Genomic DNA, 16352 nt, shown 5'->3' on the forward strand with positions numbered 1-16352 from the left:
AATAAACGTAACTTCCTGCAGGCAGGTTTCCGGTCACACAACCGGAGTCGGAGCATAATGCCCAACCCTCTTTCAGTGATGTCATCCTCGCCAACCGCAACCGCCAAACCCCACGGAATCAATCCCGAGCAGGGGGATGAAAGTGGCGCTACGTTTGAGGCCGTGCTCAATCAACACAAAGGTGAGAACAAAGAAGAAGCAGCCGCTCTTACAGGCGCAGAACCGGACGTGGACGTTGAAACGGACGAGGCTGTCTTGCTTGAAGATGCAGAAGTGCCCGCTGATCTCAACCAGAGTGAGCGGACACCCCTTCTGGACACGCGTCTTGAAGTGGGCACAAAACGCGATCCCTCCGAAACACCCGTGTCAGCTGCGTTAACCGACCCGCGCAGTCCGAAAGTGCCTGAAACCGAGCAAACCGGCCTATCCAACAAGGTCGATAGACTGGATGCAGGCATCAATGATTCGCGCATAGTCACCCCGGATTTTCGGCACAGCGCGGCTTTGAGCCCTGCGTCACAACCAATTGCTGCGCGGGGAAAGGTGGACCTTGCGGCTTTTGCGTTGCAACCTGTGGGCGTATCCCGAAAAGAGACCGCAGACCGGACCGTTCATCCAGAGCGGCACCGGCATGAAACGCAACATCCGCCGCAAAGCAATCTTGCACCTCAACAAACGACCAACCCGGATCGCGCACCAAGCATCGCTCAATTGCAGATGTTCGCGCCGGAAAAAACCCGTGCTCAGACTGACGCGCCAGCATTTCACGAGGTCGAAGACGTTCACGCCCTCAGGGCAGATTCGCCCGTTTCGGCGGGGCGGGATCCGGTAACTTTTACACAAGCCATGGCACAGACTGCCCGGGCCGAGACAGCGCGCGCCGTCGCCGGGCAAATGGCTGCCGTCATCACCACACAGCCGAAATCCGGTTCCGTTGAAATCGCGCTGAACCCCGAAGAACTGGGGCGGGTGTCCATCATGTTGAACGGCCGCGATGACGGATTGCATCTGACAATTTCCGCCGAGCGCCCGGAAACCCTCGAGATGATGCGCCGTCATTTGGCGGTGTTGGAGGAAGAGTTCAAAAATTTTGGCTTAGGCGATCTGTCATTTGACCTCGGGACATCCGGAGACGCCGAACAGAATCAGGCCGGCCACCAGGAAGGATCGCCTGCTGAGACCGCGCAACTCACCGATTCCTCTTCAAACGCGCCACCCATTCCCAAAACCGGCCCCGTTGGCCGCATCGACATGAGGTTGTGAAATTGATTACCCCGACCCAATCCAACGCCCAACCGTCAGCCACAGTTCAAACCCAAGACGCGTCAAAGCAAACAGGTCTGGCATCGGACTTTGAGACATTCCTGACAATGCTGACCGTACAGGCCCAGAATCAGGACCCGTTGAAACCGTTGGATGCCTCGGAATATGCATCGCAACTGGCGCAATTCTCGATGGTCGAACAACAGGTTCAGACAAATGATTTGTTGGCGACACTTGGACAGGCGCTGGGTGGCGCAAATCTGGACAAACTCGGCAAATGGATCGGGATGGACGTGCGAGCGCCCGCGGCTTTCCAATATGAGGGCGAGCCTTTGACGCTGTTTGCCACACCCGCACCAGATGCTGACAAGGCGGTCATAGTCATCCGCGACAGTGACGGAGCCGTTGTCGATCGTGTGGCTGTTTCCACGACCGACGATAGAACGGTTTGGACTGGTCAGGGAAGCGATGGGCAGCCTCTGGCGGCGGGGAGTTACTCGGCCACACTGGAAAGTTATGATGGCGACGAGCTGTTATCGACACAGCTGGCAGAGACCTATGGCGAAGTTGTCGAAGCTCAGGTTACGGACAATCAGGTTATGCTGACCCTCGAAAGCGGGAAGGTTGTCGCTGCTACGACGGTAACCGGGGTCAGAGCCGGAACTTGATCTGCCGGGCAAGACAGTTCAAACCTTGGCAGATTCGACTCGCTAACTGCATTGGTGAAACTCCTGCCTGCCCCAACCCGCCCCCCTTCTGATCTGGTCGACGATCTGCGCGCCCGTGACTTTGTTCAGCCCGGCGCAGAGTTTCAAACGTTGTATGGCGGGCGAACAAATCAGGTCTGGAAAGTACTGGGTGGCAGCGGTGACAAGGTTCTGAAGCTGTATCGCGCAACACCGCGCAATCCGCTGTTTCGCAACGACCCGGAACTCGAAGCGCTATGCTTACGCACCCTTGAGCCAACCGGATTTGTTCCTCGCCTGCGTGCGACAGGAACACATGATACAGGCCATTGGGTGTTCTACGATCACGCTCCCGGATCACCGTGGCAAGAAAGGCCTGAAGATGTCGCTGGTTTGCTGCGTGAACTGCACAGGCTTGATGTTTCGGTCCAAGCGCCGGATGGCTGCAATGGCAGTCGGGACCTGGCTGAACATGCCGAGCGTATTCTAAGCGTCTGCACCTCTGATACACGAGCACGGCTCGCGCAGCTGCGCCCCAAAGGCCATGTGCCCGCGACCGCACACACATGCCTGATCCATGGCGATACCGTGGCCGGAAACATCCTTGTCGCGGCGACCGGCATAACCCTGATCGACTGGCAGTGCCCGGCTTGGGGCGATCCGTGCGAGGACATTGCGATGTTCCTGTCCCCAGCCATGCAACGGCTTTACCGCGGCGCACCCCTGAGCGTGACCGAGGAAGAGCGGTTTCTGGCAGCATATGGTCACGATGAAACTGTCGCGCGATACCGGGATTTGCGCCCGTGGTTTGCATGGCGCATGGCTGCCTACTGTTTGTGGCGCATCGAAAACGGGGCTGCAGATTATGCCCAAACGCTCGAACTGGAAGTCGCCGCGCTTTAGAGCGATAACCGATCCGCGATTGCCATCGCAGCATAGGCGGGCGGCATCAAGGCGCGCCGCCAGAACCCAAGAGGAAACCGTCCCGGCGGCTGTGCAATCGGCGCGGGCAACTCGGTCTGTTTATCCAAAACCAGGCGGGCAAGGGCGCGCCCGCAATACGTCCCCATGGCAACGCCGTTCCCGTGATAGGCAAAGGCGGCAAACATTCCGGGTTGATCGGGAACCGGCCCGACATAAGGCGTCAGCTTGCGCGACAGGCACACCATTCCGGACCACATATGGGTCACATCCACTTCTTTCCATTCCGGAAACATGGCCTGAAAGTCCCGACGCATTGTCCGGCGAATGGCGGCCTCGGCCCGAGGGGACGACTGTAACCCTCCGCGCATGCCGAACAGGAACCTCCGATCAGGCATCAGGCGGAAATAGTGCAGCAGGTTTCGGGTGTCATAACACATCTGCTCCGAGGTCCACCCCTGCGCTTGCAACTCAGCGTCTGTCAGGGGCCGGGTCACCAGAACCGTGGATTGCGTGGGCATGTAGCGTCCCGACAACCAGGGCGGCATATCCTCGCTGGAGTATCCGTTCGTACAAATCAGAACATTCGTGGCGCGGATTTGACCTGATCCGGATTCAATATCGAACCCGGCCTGAGCTTTCCTGATGGTTTCAACTGGCGATTTCTGGAAAAGCTGTACGCCCCGCGCCTGGGCCGCACCTGCCAAGCCAAACAGGTACTTTCGAGGGTTAAGAGCGAAACCAACCGGATTTGTATAGGCACCATGAAAGGAACCGCCCAGACCCAGGTGTTGCAGGTCACCAGAACCGTGCAAGACACCTGATGCTTCTGCGTTACGACGTAGCTTTTCCATCGCCCGTGCCGAATGGGCCAGTTGGGTTTCCCCTTTCGAATGGGTATCGGCGTCGATCTGATGCTGTTCCAGCAAATCCGCGACAAGCTGAACAGCATCTTCTTCCGCTTGTTCGTAGGACTGCGCAGCCTCAGCGCCAAACCCACGGACCAAAGACCCATGGCTTAGCTTGGACCCTCCGAGACAGCAAAATCCGCCATTCCGGCCCGAGGCACCCCACCCCGGGGTTGCGGCCTCAAGAACCGCAACTTTCACACCTGCCTCGGCCAGATGCAGGGCTGCCGAAAGCCCCGTGAAACCGCCGCCGACGATTGCGACGTCAACGTTCAGATCACCTTTATGGGTCGGCCAATCAGGTGCCGAAATTGTCTGATCCCACCAGCAGTTCTGAAGGGGTCCAGGCCCATAGGTGTAGTCCGGAAAAAGACGCTTCATTCGGTGCGCGCAGCGGCAAGTTCATCCTGCTTTTGCCGAACCATTGCGCGTTTCGTCACCAGCGAGGCGGTGATAACGCCAACCGTGACGACTGCAATCATGATGGTAGACAGCGCGTTGATCTCGGGGCTGACGCCCAGACGCACGGCCGAGAATATCTTGATCGGCAGCGTTGTCGCCGACGGGCCCGAGGTAAAGGACGCGATAACCAGATCGTCCAGCGATAGGGTAAAAGCCAGCAGCCAGCCTGAAATCACCGCGGGCGCAATGATCGGCAGTGTCACAAGACGGAACGCCTGCGCTGGCGAACATCCCAGATCCAAAGCGGCCTCTTCCAGCGACTTGTCAAATGTCACAAGGCGCGAGGACACGACGACCGACACAAAGCACATCGAAAAGGTTGTGTGGGCCAGAACGATGGTCAGAATGCCCCTGTCCAGCCCAATGCCGATAAACAGCAGCAGCAACGACAGGCCGGTGATCACTTCGGGCATTACCAGAGGCGCGTAAATCATTCCGGAAAACAGTGTCCTGCCAAAAAACCGCCCGCCACGGACCAGAACATATGCGGCAGCGGTGCCAAGAACGGTGGCCAATGTGGATGAGAACACCGCAACCCGTATCGTCACCCAGGCCGCGTTCAGAAATGCCTCGTTCTGGGCAAGCTCACCGTACCATTTGGTCGAGAACCCCGCCCATACTGTGACCAGCTTGCTTTCGTTGAAGCTGAAGATGATCAGGATGACCATCGGGATGTAGAGGAACGCAAAGCCCAGTGTCAGAGACACCGCGTTGAACCAACTCAGCCTGTTCATTGCTCGGCCTCCGTCTGTTTCTGCTGGTTGCGCTGGAACAGCACAATCGGAATCACGAGGATCAGCAACAACACAACGGCAACGGCACTGGCCACCGGCCAATCGCGGTTCGAGAAGAACTCTTCCCACAGCACCTTGCCGATCATCAGCGTGCTGGACCCGCCCAACAGCGACGGGATCACGAATTCACCGATCACCGGGATCATCACCAGGAAACAGCCGGCGATGATACCGGGGCGCGACAGCGGTATTGTCACCAGCCAGAACGCCTTCAGACGGGAACAGCCCAGATCTTCTGCTGCTTCGATCAGGGATTCATCCATGCGCTCCAACGACGAATAAATCGGCAGGATCATGAAGGGCAAATAGGTGTAGACGATACCAATGTAGACGGCAGTATTGGTGTTCAAAATGGTCAGCGGGGTCGAAATGATACCCAGCCACAACAAAATCTGGTTCAGATAGCCTTCATTGCTGAGAATTCCCATCCACGCGTAAACGCGGATCAGGAACGAAGTCCAGAACGGCAGGATCACCAGCATCATCAGCGTCGGGCGCCATTCGGCTGGCGCACGGGCCATTCCATAGGCAATCGGATAACCCACCAGCAACGTTAGAACCGTCGAGATCAGAGCGATCTTGACGCTGGACAGGTAGGCTTTCCAGTAAAGGTCATCTTCGGTCAGCCAGACGAAGTTTTCGAAATCCAACTGGCTGAAAAAGTCGGTTATCCCAGACCAACCCTGCGACAGATCCAGTGTCGGCGTGTATGGCGGGATCGCCAGTTCGACATCCGACAGCGAAATCTTCAGAACGATGAAAAACGGTATCAGAAACAGGGCCAGCAGCCAGACGTAAGGAACAGCGATCAGAAGGGCGCGGCGCATCAGTTTGCCAGCAAAACCGCAGCCGTTGCCGTCCACGACAGCCAGACCGGGTCTTCCCATGTAAAGGATCGGCGCGAGATTCGGCGCGTGTTGGCCGATTGCGCCTTGATGATCGTGCCATTCGGCAGTTCCACGTAGTACGTGGACAAGTTGCCCAGATAGGCAATGTCAAGCACCTTACCCTGTACCGCATTGATGGAATCCGCCGGGCGGTCGGCCGAGATCGTCACCTTTTCGGGGCGGATCGCAAGATGGCAGCTTTGCCCGTTCGAGAATTCTGTCGACGAGGTTGCGGTCAGCGGCGATTGCCCCTCGGCCCAGTCGATTTGGTAGGCTTCATCGCCGTTCGCAGTCGCCCGGCCTTCGATGATATTCACATCCCCGATAAAGTCAGCGACATAGACTGAGTTGGGGTTTTCATAGATCCTGTCCGGCGTAGATACCTGCATCAACTTGCCCTGATCCATCACGGCGACGCGGCTGGCAACAGTCATCGCCTCTTCCTGATCATGGGTCACGATCACAAAGGTGGTGCCGGTCTTTTCCTGAATATCCATCAGCTCGAACTGAGTGTCCTGCCGCAGTTTTTTGTCCAGCGCACCCAAGGGTTCGTCTAGCAACAGCAGTTTTGGCGCTTTTGCCAGTGACCGTGCCAGCGCGACCCTCTGCCGTTGGCCACCCGAAATCTGGTGCGGTTTACGGCGGGCGAATTGCTCAAGCCGGGTCAGGCGCAACATCTCTTCCACGCGGTCTTCAAGATCCCGCTTGGGCATGTTGTCCCGGCGCAGACCGAAGGCGATGTTCTCCCAGATGCTAAGATGAGGAAACAGCGCATAAGACTGGAACATCATGTTCACAGCCCGCTTGTTTGGCGGGATCGGGTCGATGTCCTGCCCGCCCAGCATGATGTGCCCTTCGGTAGGCTTTTCAAACCCTGCCAGCATCCTCATCATGGTCGTCTTGCCGCAGCCGGATGGACCGAGCAAAGCAAAGAATTCCTGTTCAAATATGTCCAGTGACAGGTTGTCGATCGCCGTGAATCCGCCAAAACGTTTGGTCACATTCTGGAATTGGATCAATGGTTTCGCCTGTGGATCTTCCCACGGCGCAAAGACGTTTGTGTTCAAGGCGGCCCCCGTTCGACGGTCTGATTGAAAGGGCAAGGCGGTCGGGCCGCCTTGCTCAGATACTTCGGTTCAGGTGCCCGATTTGATTTTGGTCCACAGGCGGGTCACGCTCCGCTGCGTTTTGACGGGATAAGGCGTCGTGATGTAGAGATTCTGCATCGTGGCATCACTCGGATAGATTGCCTGATCACCAATCACGTCTTCCTCAAGGAACTCCTGAGAAGCCTTGTTGCCATTGGCATAGTACACATAGTTCGATGCGGCAGCCATGTTGTTGGCGTCCAGAATGAAGTTCAAGAACTGGTGTGCGCCTTCCGGGTTCGGAGCATCCGCCGGGATGGCCATCTGGTCGAACCACATCAGCGAACCTTCAGCGAATGGGTGGTATTCAATTTCCACGCCATTTTCGGCCTCGGCCGCGCGATCCCGCGCTTGCAGGATGTCACCTGACCAACCGACAGCTACGCAGATATCGCCATTTGCCAGCGCGTTGATGTATTCCGAGCTGTGGAATTTCTGGATATGCGGGCGAACGCCAGCCAGAACTTCTTCGGCTTTACCGATCACATCGGTGTCATGGCTGTCCGGATCTTCACCGATATACTGCAGCACCATCGGAATAATCTCGGCCGGAGCGTCCAGGAAATGGACGCCGCACGAGGCCAGCTTTTCCATATTCTCTGGTTTCAGAACCAAGTCCATGCTGTTCAGAGCCACGTCATCGCCTAGCACTTCCTTAACCTTACCAACGTTAACGCCGAGGCCGGTCGTCCCCCACATGTAGTTGATCGAATAGGCGTTGTTCGGGTCATAGCCTGCGGTACGTTCCTGAATCACGTCCCATAGGTTTCCTGAATTCGACAGCTTTGCTTCGTCCAGTTCCTGAAAGGCGCCAGCCTGAATCTGACGCTGTAGAAACGTGCCCGACGGCACAACTACGTCATAGCCTGATCCACCGGCAAGCATCTTGGTTTCCAGAACCTCATTGCTGTCGAACACGTCGTAGATCAGGGTCAGCCCTGTCTCTTCTTCAAATTTCTTCAGCAGATCCTCGTCGATATAGTCGGACCAGTTATAGACGCGCACCTCTTCGGCAAAAGCCGCCGAAGTCCCCAGCGCGACAATCGCTGTCATTGTCAGCGTTTTGATTGACATATTTCTCTCCCTGCAAGTGTACGGGTATTTTCCCGTTTTTTTTGATTTGATCAAGTTTTGCGTTTTTCCCCGATCCATCGTATGGTTTCACGAGGTCAGGCGTCTGGCAAGTCGACACCACGCGAAACAGGGTAAACTAATTGGATTTGATCAAAAATAAAGCATCTGGCCCGAATGTGGATGAGGGTAAAAGACCGGCTCATGAACAGGTGTACCAAACCCTGAGATCGCAGATCATGTACGGTGATCTGGTCCCGGGACAACCCGTCACGATACAAGGTTTGACCGAATCGCTTGGGGTTGGAATGACCCCCGTCCGCGAGGCGATCCGGCGGCTGATTTCGGACGGCGCGCTGGTGTTTCAGGGCAATCGACGGGTCAGCGTGCCGTTACTGTCGGGTACCGATGTCGAGCAGATGATTTTTGCCAGAATATCAATAGAATCAGAGCTTTCCAGGCGGGCAACCGCGAATCTAAAACCTGCTGATATCGACCAGCTCGAGAAGCTTGATCAGCGATTGGATCAGACCATCACAGACGGCGACGTCAGTGGTTACCTGCGCTTAAACCACCAGTTTCATGAAACGTTATATGCGCATGCGGATGCTCCAATTCTCAACGATCTAGCCGAGAGGCTTTGGCTGCGGTTCGGCCCCTCACTACGCGTTGTTTGCGGACGATTCGGAACACATAGCCTGCCGGATCGACACAAGGACATCATCGCAAGCTTGCGGGCGAAAGATGCGGAAAAGGTGGCGAAAGCAACCGCTCAGGACATTGAGCAGGGTATGGAATTGATGTCGGACGCTTTGATCCGCGCCTGATTCACGTCGATTCGATTGACAGCAAAAAATTTGATCATATTGTGACAGGTAACCGCCTTTTGCAGGAGATTCTCTGATGTCGACCATCACCAATCACATGCCAACCGCCGAATTGCAGGCGCTGGATGCGGCGCATCATATGCACCCGTTTTCGGCCAACGGATCATTGGGCGAGGAAGGTGCGCGTGTCATCACTCGTGCCAAAGGCGTGTACCTGACCGATAGCGAAGGCGAAGAGATTCTGGACGCCATGGCGGGTCTTTGGTGCGTCAATATCGGTTACGGTCGCGATGAGCTGGCCGACGTTGCGGCCCGTCAGATGCGTGAACTGCCCTATTACAACACGTTCTTCAAAACGACCCATATTCCGGCCATCGCTTTGGCTGCCAAGATTGCGGAACTGGCGCCGGGGGATCTGAACCACGTGTTCTTCGCGGCGGGCGGGTCCGAGGCAAATGACACCAACATTCGTCTGGTTCGCACCTATTGGGCTGAGAAGGGTCAGCCCGACAAGAACATCATCATCAGCCGCCACAATGCCTATCACGGGTCCTCTGTCGGTTCCGCCTCGCTAGGCGGTATGGCGGGCATGCATGCGCAAGGCGGCATCCCAATCCCGAATATCCACCACATCAACCAGCCGAACTGGTGGGCCGAAGGCGGCGACATGACGCCGGAAGAGTTTGGCCTTGCCCGCGCGCGCGAGCTGGAAGACGCGATTCTGGAACTGGGCGAAGACCGCGTCGCGGCCTTTATTGCCGAACCCGTGCAGGGTGCGGGAGGGGTGATCGTTGCCCCCGATACCTACTGGCCCGAGATCCAGCGCATTTGCGACAAATACGATATCCTTTTGATCGCCGATGAGGTGATCTGCGGCTTTGGACGCACAGGCAACTGGTTCGGGTCCGAAACCGTTGGTATCAAACCGCATATCATGACAATCGCCAAGGGACTCAGCTCGGGTTACGCGCCCATCGGTGGATCCATCGTGAATGACGAGATTGCCGAGGTGATCGGCGGCACCGAGTTCAATCACGGCTATACCTATTCCGGCCACCCGGTTGCGGCGGCTGTCGCGCTAGAGAATCTGCGCATCCTCGAAGAAGAAGGCATCGTCGACCACGTCCGCGACGTGGCCGCCCCCTATCTGAAAGAGAAATGGGAGGCCCTGGCCGATCATCCACTCGTCGGTGAGGCCAAGATCGTCGGCATGATGGCCTCGATCGCGTTGACGCCGGACAAGGCCAGCCGCGCCAAATTCGCGTCCGAGCCCGGTACGGTCGGCTACATCTGCCGCGACCGCTGTTTTGCCAACAACCTGATCATGCGCCATGTGGGTGACCGGATGATCATCTCACCCCCGCTGGTCCTGACCCCTGCGGAAATCGACGAGATGTTCGTGCGGATTCACAAGTCACTGGACGAGGCGCAGGCCGAGATCATCGCGCAGGGTCTGATGAAGGCAGCGTCATAGCCCAGATTGCTACTATTCAGGTTTAAGGGGCGCACTGGATGCGCCCCTTCCCACTTTCTGAGTCGCAATTACCCGTCAATCGATACAGCTCAATTGCTGAACACAACTAGTTTCGATCAAATCGAGCGGTAAAAAGAAGTAATTTTGTATCGCGCGACAACCAAAAATTTATCGCGCGATAAATATCTTGATTTGATGTAATTCAGATTCAAGTATGCGAATGCGACTCGGTTAATTGTATTACCTCTACCGGCGTCGCGACCCGCTCTTCTGCTGGGTCCACCTCCCGTCTATCGTAGTGAGTGCCGGTAGTCGGGAGGTTGCACAGCCAATACCTGAGAGAGTATCCGCAGTGCATACCCAGGCAATAGATCAACGCCCCTACATTGTCACCGCAACGCTTCCAAGAGGTTCAGACTGGCGTATCCGTCTGGCAGCAACCCCTGCGCCAATTGATAAGCCCGAACAGCTTTGACTGTGTTTGGCCCTGTGCGCCCGTCGACGCCTTGGGTATCAAAGCCAGCCTCGGTCAGGCGGGATTGCAATTCCTTTTTCTCGGTGAAACTCAACACCCGGTCACCACGCGGCCATTCGGTTTGGAACGCCCCCCGTCCGGCAAGACGGTCAGACAGGTGTCCTATCCCGATCACATAGGCGTCGGCACCGTTGTATTCCTCAATCACCTTGAAATTGTCGAAGATCATCAGCGCGACGCCCCGCCCTCCGGCGGGTAACAGAATTGCCGCTTGTCCGTGATCCGAAATGTGGGCGCCACTCGCCGCCACCACGCCACGTGCGGTCCATTGTGAGGGCATCAATGTGTGATCCCGCCTTGCGGTGGAATAGTCGAACCCTTTGGGCAGGGTCACCTCAACGCCCCACGGCTGCCCCTTGGTCCACCCATGCCGCGCCAGATAGGCGGCGGCCGAGGCCAGCGCATCGGTTGGATCGTCCGACCAGATATCGCGACGCCCATCCCCGTCGAAATCAACTGCGTGGTCCAGAAATGAGGTTGGCATGAACTGCGTATGCCCCATCGCCCCAGCCCAGCTACCCACCATATTGCGCGGGCTGACGTCGCCCGCCTGAATGATCTGCAATGCGGCGATCAACTGGGTTTCGAAAAACTGCGCGCGTCGTGCGTCAAACGCCAATGTCGCCAGTGATCGGATCGTGTGATCACTGCCCCGATAGGTCCCGAACGAGGTCTCAAGCCCCCAAATCGCTGTCACAACCTCTTTTTCGACGCCGTACATGGCTTCGATGCGGGTTAGTGCGTCGCGATGGCTCTCCAACCCCGCCCGGCCGTTTCTGATGCGCGTGTCCGAGACGGCAGAATCCAAATACTCCCAAATGGGTTTCGAAAACTCTGCCTGGTTGCGGTCGCGCCTGATCACGTCCTTATCGTAGGTCAAACCTGCCAGCGACCTGTCCAGTGTTGAGGCTGATATCCCCTGCTCGGACGCCCGTTCACGAAATGCTCCAAGCCACGCCTGGAACCGCGCGTTTCCTTCCGTCGACACCCGGTACTCCTTAGCTGAGGGTCGTAAAACTGGCCGGATGGATATCGCCACGCCAGCTGACGCCAGCTGTATGGCCTGTGATCCGCCCAGAGTATTGATAGATTCCGCCTGCACGATGGATGCCCATAATGCGGCGGTCATAACGCCACTTATGCATTTACGCATTCCGAATTTTCCTGGTTTCTGCTCAACCTCAGAATACCGCAGAATTGGAATTTTCCAAAGCGTTCAGCTTGACCCTTCGCGATCTTTTGCTTTGTGCTGTGCGCGGATCTTGGCAAGGGCCTCGCGCAACAAAGGGATACGGTTCGGCCTAAAGCTTTCATCTGTCACGGACATTTCGCGTATCCGGTCCAGCCGAAAGACGCGGAAATCCTGCCTCAGATGGCACCAGGAAATCAGAACGTTGGAGCGATCCATATAGACGATACTCAGTGGGTTCACCTTACGACGGGTGTCATCGCCCTTGGCGTCCGTGTAGGCGAACTCGATCGTGCGCTCATCCCACGTGGCTTGTCGCAAGTCCCCGACCGTGATGGTGGGCTTGGCCGGGCGATCAAACCGCGTCGCTGTCAACACGGCATGGGTCAGGCGGTGCGACTGACGCTGGGGTAGGCGTCCCTGAAGTTTTCGTAACGCATTGCCCGCCGCATCCGCTAAACCGGGGTCGCCAATGGCCTGAACCTCTCGCAACCCCAACACCAGCGCTTCAAGCTCATCATCTGTGAATCCAAGCGGCGGCAGTGTTGCGTCTTCGATCAGGGTAAAGCCAAAACCGGCCTCACCGTCGATCACCGCCCCAAGCCCGCGTAACGACTCAATGTCGCGATGGACGGTGCGCGGCGAGACGCCCAGATCCTGCGCCAGTTGCCGGGACGTCTTCGGCGAAGGACCAGAGCGCAAGGCTTGCATCAATTGGAACAGGCGGGCGGTTCGGGACATAGTGCAGATTAATCTAAACCTGATGACAGAAACTGTCATCAGGCAAAGCTATTCCTCGGGCATCCCGAATTTGGAGCCTCCGATGTTGACCCTTATGATTTACCCTTCGGCCTTTGGCCTGTTCAGCGCCAGCCCCTTTTGCGTCAAGGCTGCTTACATGCTGGAACACGCGGGCCAGCGTTGGCAGCGGTCTGATATGTTGGACCCCCGCAAGATGCCCCATCAGAAACTGCCGGTTCTGCGCACGCCAGAGCGTCTTGTCCCGGACAGCGACCTGATCCGCGATTGGCTTGAGGCGCAGGGCGCAAACTTCGACGCTGGGCTAAGCGACATACAAAAGGCGCAGGCACGGACGCTGATCCGCATGGCAGAGGAACATATCTATTTTCAGGTCGTGATGGACAGATGGGCCAATGACGAGGTCTGGCCAATTCTGCGCGACACTTTCTTTTCGGTCATTCCCGCTTTGATCCGCACACCTGTTTCGAACTCCATCCGGAAAAAGGTTGTTCAGGGCCTGGGGTTCCAGGGTGTCGCCCGTTTCTCACCTGTCGAGCGACGGGATCGGCTAGAGCGGGACCTTGAAGCGGTATCCGCCTATCTGTGGCAATCACCCTACCTTCTGGGTGACAAGCCGACCTCGGCAGATATGAGCGTTGGGCCAATGCTGGCCGCAATGCGCGCGACACCAGCGGAAACCCCGCTGACCCGGCGGATCAAACAGGATAGGCTGCTCAACGATTACATCGACCGAATGGAACAGGCGATACCGCTGCATGACACCATTTAAAGATCCCGCCGTTCAGGCCGCCTTTGAAGCATTCCCCGAATATACGCGTTCGGGCGTGATTGCTTTGCGTGAACTGGTGTTTTCAACAGCCGGGACTTTGCCTAAAGCCCAGCCATTGAATGAAGTACTGCGGTGGGGTCAACCCGCCTACCTGGCGCCCAAAGGGTCAACCATCCGGCTGGGCGGGCACAAAGCGGCATCCTTTGCACTGTTCGTGCATTGTCAAAGCCGGCTGATGGGCGATTTCAGCACCGCCTTTCCGGGCGAAGATCGGATCGATGGCAATCGGGCCATCTTGTTTGATGACCCGGATCAGATCGACGAAACCCGCCACGGCTGGCTGATTGCTCGGGCGCTAACGTATCACCTTTGACGGCGTTTGCGCTCGACCTTGCGCTTGATCTTGTCCTTCTTGCGCTTGGTGCTGACTGCCTTGCGCCGTGCACCCCGCTTGGTGGGTCCGCCCCGTCCCCGCGGTAGGGCCTGATCATCGATAGACAGCAGCTCCAGCTCTAGCCCTCCGGTAACCGGCGTGGCTTCGGTCAGGCGCACGGTGACACGCTGGCCGATGGCGATGATCAAACCGGTGTCTGATCCCATCAGTGTTCCCGCTTCGCGGTCGAAATGGAAAAACTCGCGCCCCAGTGATCGGACGGGGACCAGCCCATCCGCACCGGTTTCATCCATCTTCACAAATGCGCCAAACCGGGCAATGCCACTGATACGGCCTGAGAATTCATTGCCCACACGCTCGCTCAGATAGGCGGCAAGGTAGCGATCCGTCGTATCTCGCTCGGCCATCATTGAGCGGCGTTCGGTGTCCGAGATATGCGTGGCCGTTTCATCCAGGCGCGCGATTTCATCCTCGGTCAACCCGTCGTCACCCCAGCCATGCGCCGTGATCAGCGCTCGGTGCACGATCAAATCGGCATAGCGGCGGATTGGAGAGGTGAAATGCGCGTAGTTGCGCAATGCCAACCCGAAATGGCCAAAATTCTCGGGGTTGTAATAGGCCTGCGCCATCGACCTAAGGGTGGTCAGGTTGATCAGCTCTGCATCCTCGGTCCCGGCGGCCGCGTTCAACAGCGCATTCAGGTGGCGTGTCTGCAGCACCTGCCCTTTGGCCAAGTTTAGACCGGCGGCCTGAGCTGTTTCACGAAGGCTTTCCAGTTTTTCAGGTGCCGGCTCTTCATGGACGCGGAACAGCAGCGGGCGGCGTTTGGCGATCAGGGTCTCGGCGGCGGCGACATTGGCGAGGATCATAAACTCCTCGATCAGCTTGTGCGCATCTAGCCGGTCACGGAAGGCCACACTTTGAACCTCGCCCGTGTCGCTGAGAACGATCTTGCGTTCGGGCAAATCCAGCTCCAGCGGTTGCCGTTCCGCCCGCGCTTTCTTGAGCGAGGCATAAGCGGAATAGAGCGGTTTCAAGACAGGCTCTAACAAAGGTCCTGTGCGGTCGTTGATATTGCCGTCTATTGCGTCTTGCACCTCGGCATAGTGCAGCGACGCGGCCGAGCGCATCAGACCACGTACAAAGCGATGACCAATCTTGTTTCCATCCGCATCGATCTGCATTCGAACAGCGATACAGGCGCGCGGAACGCCTTCGTGCAGCGAACACAGGTCTCCAGAGAGGCGATCCGGCAGCATTGGCACCACCCGATCCGGGAAGTAGCTGGAGTTGCCGCGCTTGCGCGCCTCACGATCCAGCGCGGTACCGGGCTGCACATAGGCGGCGACGTCGGCGATGGCGACCCAGATCACATGCCCGCCAGGGTTCTTGGGGTCATCGTCGGCATGGGCGTAACAGGCATCGTCATGATCCCGCGCATCTGACGGATCGATGGTCAGCAGCGGCATGTCCCGCAGATCTTCGCGGCCTTTCAGCCCCACGGGTTTGGCCTTGTCAGCTTCGTCAATCACCTTGTCGGGGAAATCATCCGGAATGCCATGCTGGTGGATGGCGATCAGCGAAACGGCCTTGGGTGCAGACGGATCGCCCAGCCGTTCCACAATGCGCGCGCGCGGCAGGCCCATTCGGTTCTTTGGCCCAGCCTGTTCAGCCTCGACCAATTCTCCATCCTTGGCACCCAATACGGCCCCATCAGCAACCAGCCATTCGGTCTGACCGGCTTTGTCGATGGGCACGATCCGTCCGCCTTCCGCACCTTTGCGAAAGATGCCCACGATCTTGCGCGGGTTCGTCCCGACACGTCGGATCAGGCGTGCTTCGTAATTGTGGTCTTCTTCATGCACAACCGTGAGGCGGGCCAGAATGCGGTCGCCCTCGCCCAGCGCAGGATCGCTGGCACGGGTGATGAGCAGAATGATCGGCTCGACCCCTTCGCCATGCCATTCCAAGGGCCGCGCGAACAGGTCGCCATCCGCATTCGGAGCCTTCACCTGCAGCACGCTGACCGGTGGCAGGCGGTCCGGGTCGCGATAGCTGCGCTTGCGCTTTTCCAGATGCCCCTCGGCCTCTAGCTCTTTCAGAATGCGTTTCAGATCGATCCGGTCCGCGCCCTTGATACCAAAGGCTTTAGCGATATCGCGTTTCGAGGTCAGGGTGGGGTTCGCCGAGATCCAATCGAGGACCTCCTGCTTGGTGGGTATCCGAGTCATACTTCCGGCCTATCATGGGTATGCGACGGCG

General features: G+C 57.5%; 16 protein-coding genes. 7 read left to right on the forward strand and 9 right to left on the reverse strand.

Features of this window, described 5'->3' with window-relative positions; genetic code table 11:
• Nucleotides 1-57: 57 nt before the first annotated feature.
• The 3 genes from AC2FFH_RS14835 to AC2FFH_RS14845 are packed head-to-tail and all read left to right on the forward strand — an operon-like array spanning nucleotide 58 to nucleotide 2852.
• A complete protein-coding gene (locus AC2FFH_RS14835; RefSeq protein WP_496726535.1) occupies nucleotides 58-1263 on the forward strand; it encodes a flagellar hook-length control protein FliK in 1206 nt (401 codons plus the stop codon).
• Nucleotides 1260-1931 (forward strand): flagellar hook capping FlgD N-terminal domain-containing protein, encoded by a 672-nt coding sequence (locus tag AC2FFH_RS14840; RefSeq protein WP_496726534.1) that lies wholly within the window; start codon nucleotides 1260-1262, stop codon nucleotides 1929-1931. The genes AC2FFH_RS14835 and AC2FFH_RS14840 overlap by 4 nt, the downstream gene beginning before the upstream one ends.
• Before the next feature lie 54 nt (nucleotides 1932-1985).
• On the forward strand, nucleotides 1986-2852 hold the full coding sequence (locus AC2FFH_RS14845) for a phosphotransferase (protein ID WP_496844678.1): 867 nt from the start codon (nucleotides 1986-1988) through the stop codon (nucleotides 2850-2852).
• On the opposite strand, the gene AC2FFH_RS14850 is transcribed toward AC2FFH_RS14845, so the two are convergent.
• The 5 genes from AC2FFH_RS14850 to AC2FFH_RS14870 form a co-directional block, all read right to left on the reverse strand.
• Complete coding sequence (locus AC2FFH_RS14850; RefSeq protein ID WP_496768616.1) at nucleotides 2849-4159, reverse strand: NAD(P)/FAD-dependent oxidoreductase; 1311 nt, start codon at nucleotides 4157-4159, stop codon at nucleotides 2849-2851. The two genes, AC2FFH_RS14845 and AC2FFH_RS14850, sit on opposite strands and share 4 nt — an antisense overlap.
• Nucleotides 4156-4974: an ABC transporter permease gene (locus AC2FFH_RS14855; RefSeq protein WP_058272596.1), complete on the reverse strand. Its 819-nt coding sequence runs from the start codon at nucleotides 4972-4974 to the stop codon at nucleotides 4156-4158. The genes AC2FFH_RS14850 and AC2FFH_RS14855 overlap by 4 nt, the downstream gene beginning before the upstream one ends.
• Nucleotides 4971-5861, reverse strand: a complete 891-nt coding sequence (locus AC2FFH_RS14860; protein WP_108861206.1) for an ABC transporter permease subunit — start codon at nucleotides 5859-5861, stop codon at nucleotides 4971-4973. Before AC2FFH_RS14860 ends, AC2FFH_RS14855 begins: the two co-directional genes overlap by 4 nt.
• Nucleotides 5861-6988, reverse strand: coding sequence for an ABC transporter ATP-binding protein (locus tag AC2FFH_RS14865; protein WP_496768619.1), 1128 nt, complete (start codon nucleotides 6986-6988; stop codon nucleotides 5861-5863). Before AC2FFH_RS14865 ends, AC2FFH_RS14860 begins: the two co-directional genes overlap by 1 nt.
• Before the next feature lie 69 nt (nucleotides 6989-7057).
• Complete coding sequence (locus AC2FFH_RS14870; protein WP_113791802.1) at nucleotides 7058-8143, reverse strand: polyamine ABC transporter substrate-binding protein; 1086 nt, start codon at nucleotides 8141-8143, stop codon at nucleotides 7058-7060.
• A 140-nt stretch (nucleotides 8144-8283) separates the two neighbouring features.
• On the opposite strand from AC2FFH_RS14870, the gene AC2FFH_RS14875 reads away from it, so the two are divergent.
• Both AC2FFH_RS14875 and AC2FFH_RS14880 read left to right on the forward strand, forming a co-directional pair.
• The gene (locus tag AC2FFH_RS14875) at nucleotides 8284-8967 is read left to right on the forward strand and encodes a GntR family transcriptional regulator (protein ID WP_496768621.1); all 684 of its coding nucleotides are present in this window, start codon (nucleotides 8284-8286) and stop codon (nucleotides 8965-8967) included.
• Between the two features lie 76 nt (nucleotides 8968-9043).
• Nucleotides 9044-10441, forward strand: coding sequence for an aspartate aminotransferase family protein (locus AC2FFH_RS14880; RefSeq protein ID WP_496768623.1), 1398 nt, complete (start codon nucleotides 9044-9046; stop codon nucleotides 10439-10441).
• 389 nt (nucleotides 10442-10830) lie between these two features.
• Here the strand turns inward: AC2FFH_RS14880 and AC2FFH_RS14885 are convergent, their stop codons facing one another.
• The 3 genes from AC2FFH_RS14885 to AC2FFH_RS14895 form a co-directional block, all read right to left on the reverse strand.
• Nucleotides 10831-12015 (reverse strand): lytic murein transglycosylase, encoded by a 1185-nt coding sequence (locus AC2FFH_RS14885; protein WP_496768703.1) that lies wholly within the window; start codon nucleotides 12013-12015, stop codon nucleotides 10831-10833.
• Nucleotides 11975-12121 (reverse strand): hypothetical protein, encoded by a 147-nt coding sequence (locus AC2FFH_RS14890; protein WP_496844710.1) that lies wholly within the window; start codon nucleotides 12119-12121, stop codon nucleotides 11975-11977. Before AC2FFH_RS14890 ends, AC2FFH_RS14885 begins: the two co-directional genes overlap by 41 nt.
• Before the next feature lie 71 nt (nucleotides 12122-12192).
• A complete protein-coding gene (locus AC2FFH_RS14895) occupies nucleotides 12193-12906 on the reverse strand; it encodes a helix-turn-helix transcriptional regulator (protein WP_496844680.1) in 714 nt (237 codons plus the stop codon).
• Between the two features lies 1 nt (nucleotide 12907).
• Between AC2FFH_RS14895 and AC2FFH_RS14900 the strand changes: the two genes are divergently transcribed.
• Together AC2FFH_RS14900 and AC2FFH_RS14905 are read left to right on the forward strand one after the other, a co-directional pair.
• Complete coding sequence (locus AC2FFH_RS14900; protein WP_496844682.1) at nucleotides 12908-13696, forward strand: glutathione S-transferase family protein; 789 nt, start codon at nucleotides 12908-12910, stop codon at nucleotides 13694-13696.
• Nucleotides 13683-14069 (forward strand): DUF1801 domain-containing protein, encoded by a 387-nt coding sequence (locus AC2FFH_RS14905; protein ID WP_496844683.1) that lies wholly within the window; start codon nucleotides 13683-13685, stop codon nucleotides 14067-14069. Before AC2FFH_RS14900 ends, AC2FFH_RS14905 begins: the two co-directional genes overlap by 14 nt.
• Here the strand turns inward: AC2FFH_RS14905 and rnr are convergent.
• Nucleotides 14060-16321: a ribonuclease R gene (gene rnr / locus AC2FFH_RS14910; protein ID WP_496844684.1), complete on the reverse strand. Its 2262-nt coding sequence runs from the start codon at nucleotides 16319-16321 to the stop codon at nucleotides 14060-14062. The genes AC2FFH_RS14905 and rnr overlap by 10 nt on opposite strands.
• Nucleotides 16322-16352 lie beyond the last annotated feature (31 nt).

The sequence above is a fragment of the Ruegeria sp. YTSC003 genome (assembly GCF_059609785.1).

Excerpts from the sequence above, each read along its gene's own strand:
- AC2FFH_RS14860 (WP_108861206.1), bottom strand. The coding sequence starts at position 5,861 with ATGCGCCGCGCCCTTCTGATCGCTGTTCCTTACGTCTGGCTGCTGGCC.
- rnr (WP_496844684.1), bottom strand. The coding sequence starts at position 16,321 with ATGACTCGGATACCCACCAAGCAGGAGGTCCTCGATTGGATCTCGGCG.
- AC2FFH_RS14880 (WP_496768623.1), top strand. The coding sequence starts at position 9,044 with ATGTCGACCATCACCAATCACATGCCAACCGCCGAATTGCAGGCGCTG.
- AC2FFH_RS14855 (WP_058272596.1), bottom strand. The coding sequence starts at position 4,974 with ATGAACAGGCTGAGTTGGTTCAACGCGGTGTCTCTGACACTGGGCTTT.
- AC2FFH_RS14890 (WP_496844710.1), bottom strand. The coding sequence starts at position 12,121 with ATGCATAAGTGGCGTTATGACCGCCGCATTATGGGCATCCATCGTGCA.
- AC2FFH_RS14895 (WP_496844680.1), bottom strand. The coding sequence starts at position 12,906 with ATGTCCCGAACCGCCCGCCTGTTCCAATTGATGCAAGCCTTGCGCTCT.
- AC2FFH_RS14870 (WP_113791802.1), bottom strand. The coding sequence starts at position 8,143 with ATGTCAATCAAAACGCTGACAATGACAGCGATTGTCGCGCTGGGGACT.
- AC2FFH_RS14905 (WP_496844683.1), top strand. The coding sequence starts at position 13,683 with ATGACACCATTTAAAGATCCCGCCGTTCAGGCCGCCTTTGAAGCATTC.
- AC2FFH_RS14835 (WP_496726535.1), top strand. The coding sequence starts at position 58 with ATGCCCAACCCTCTTTCAGTGATGTCATCCTCGCCAACCGCAACCGCC.
- AC2FFH_RS14850 (WP_496768616.1), bottom strand. The coding sequence starts at position 4,159 with ATGAAGCGTCTTTTTCCGGACTACACCTATGGGCCTGGACCCCTTCAG.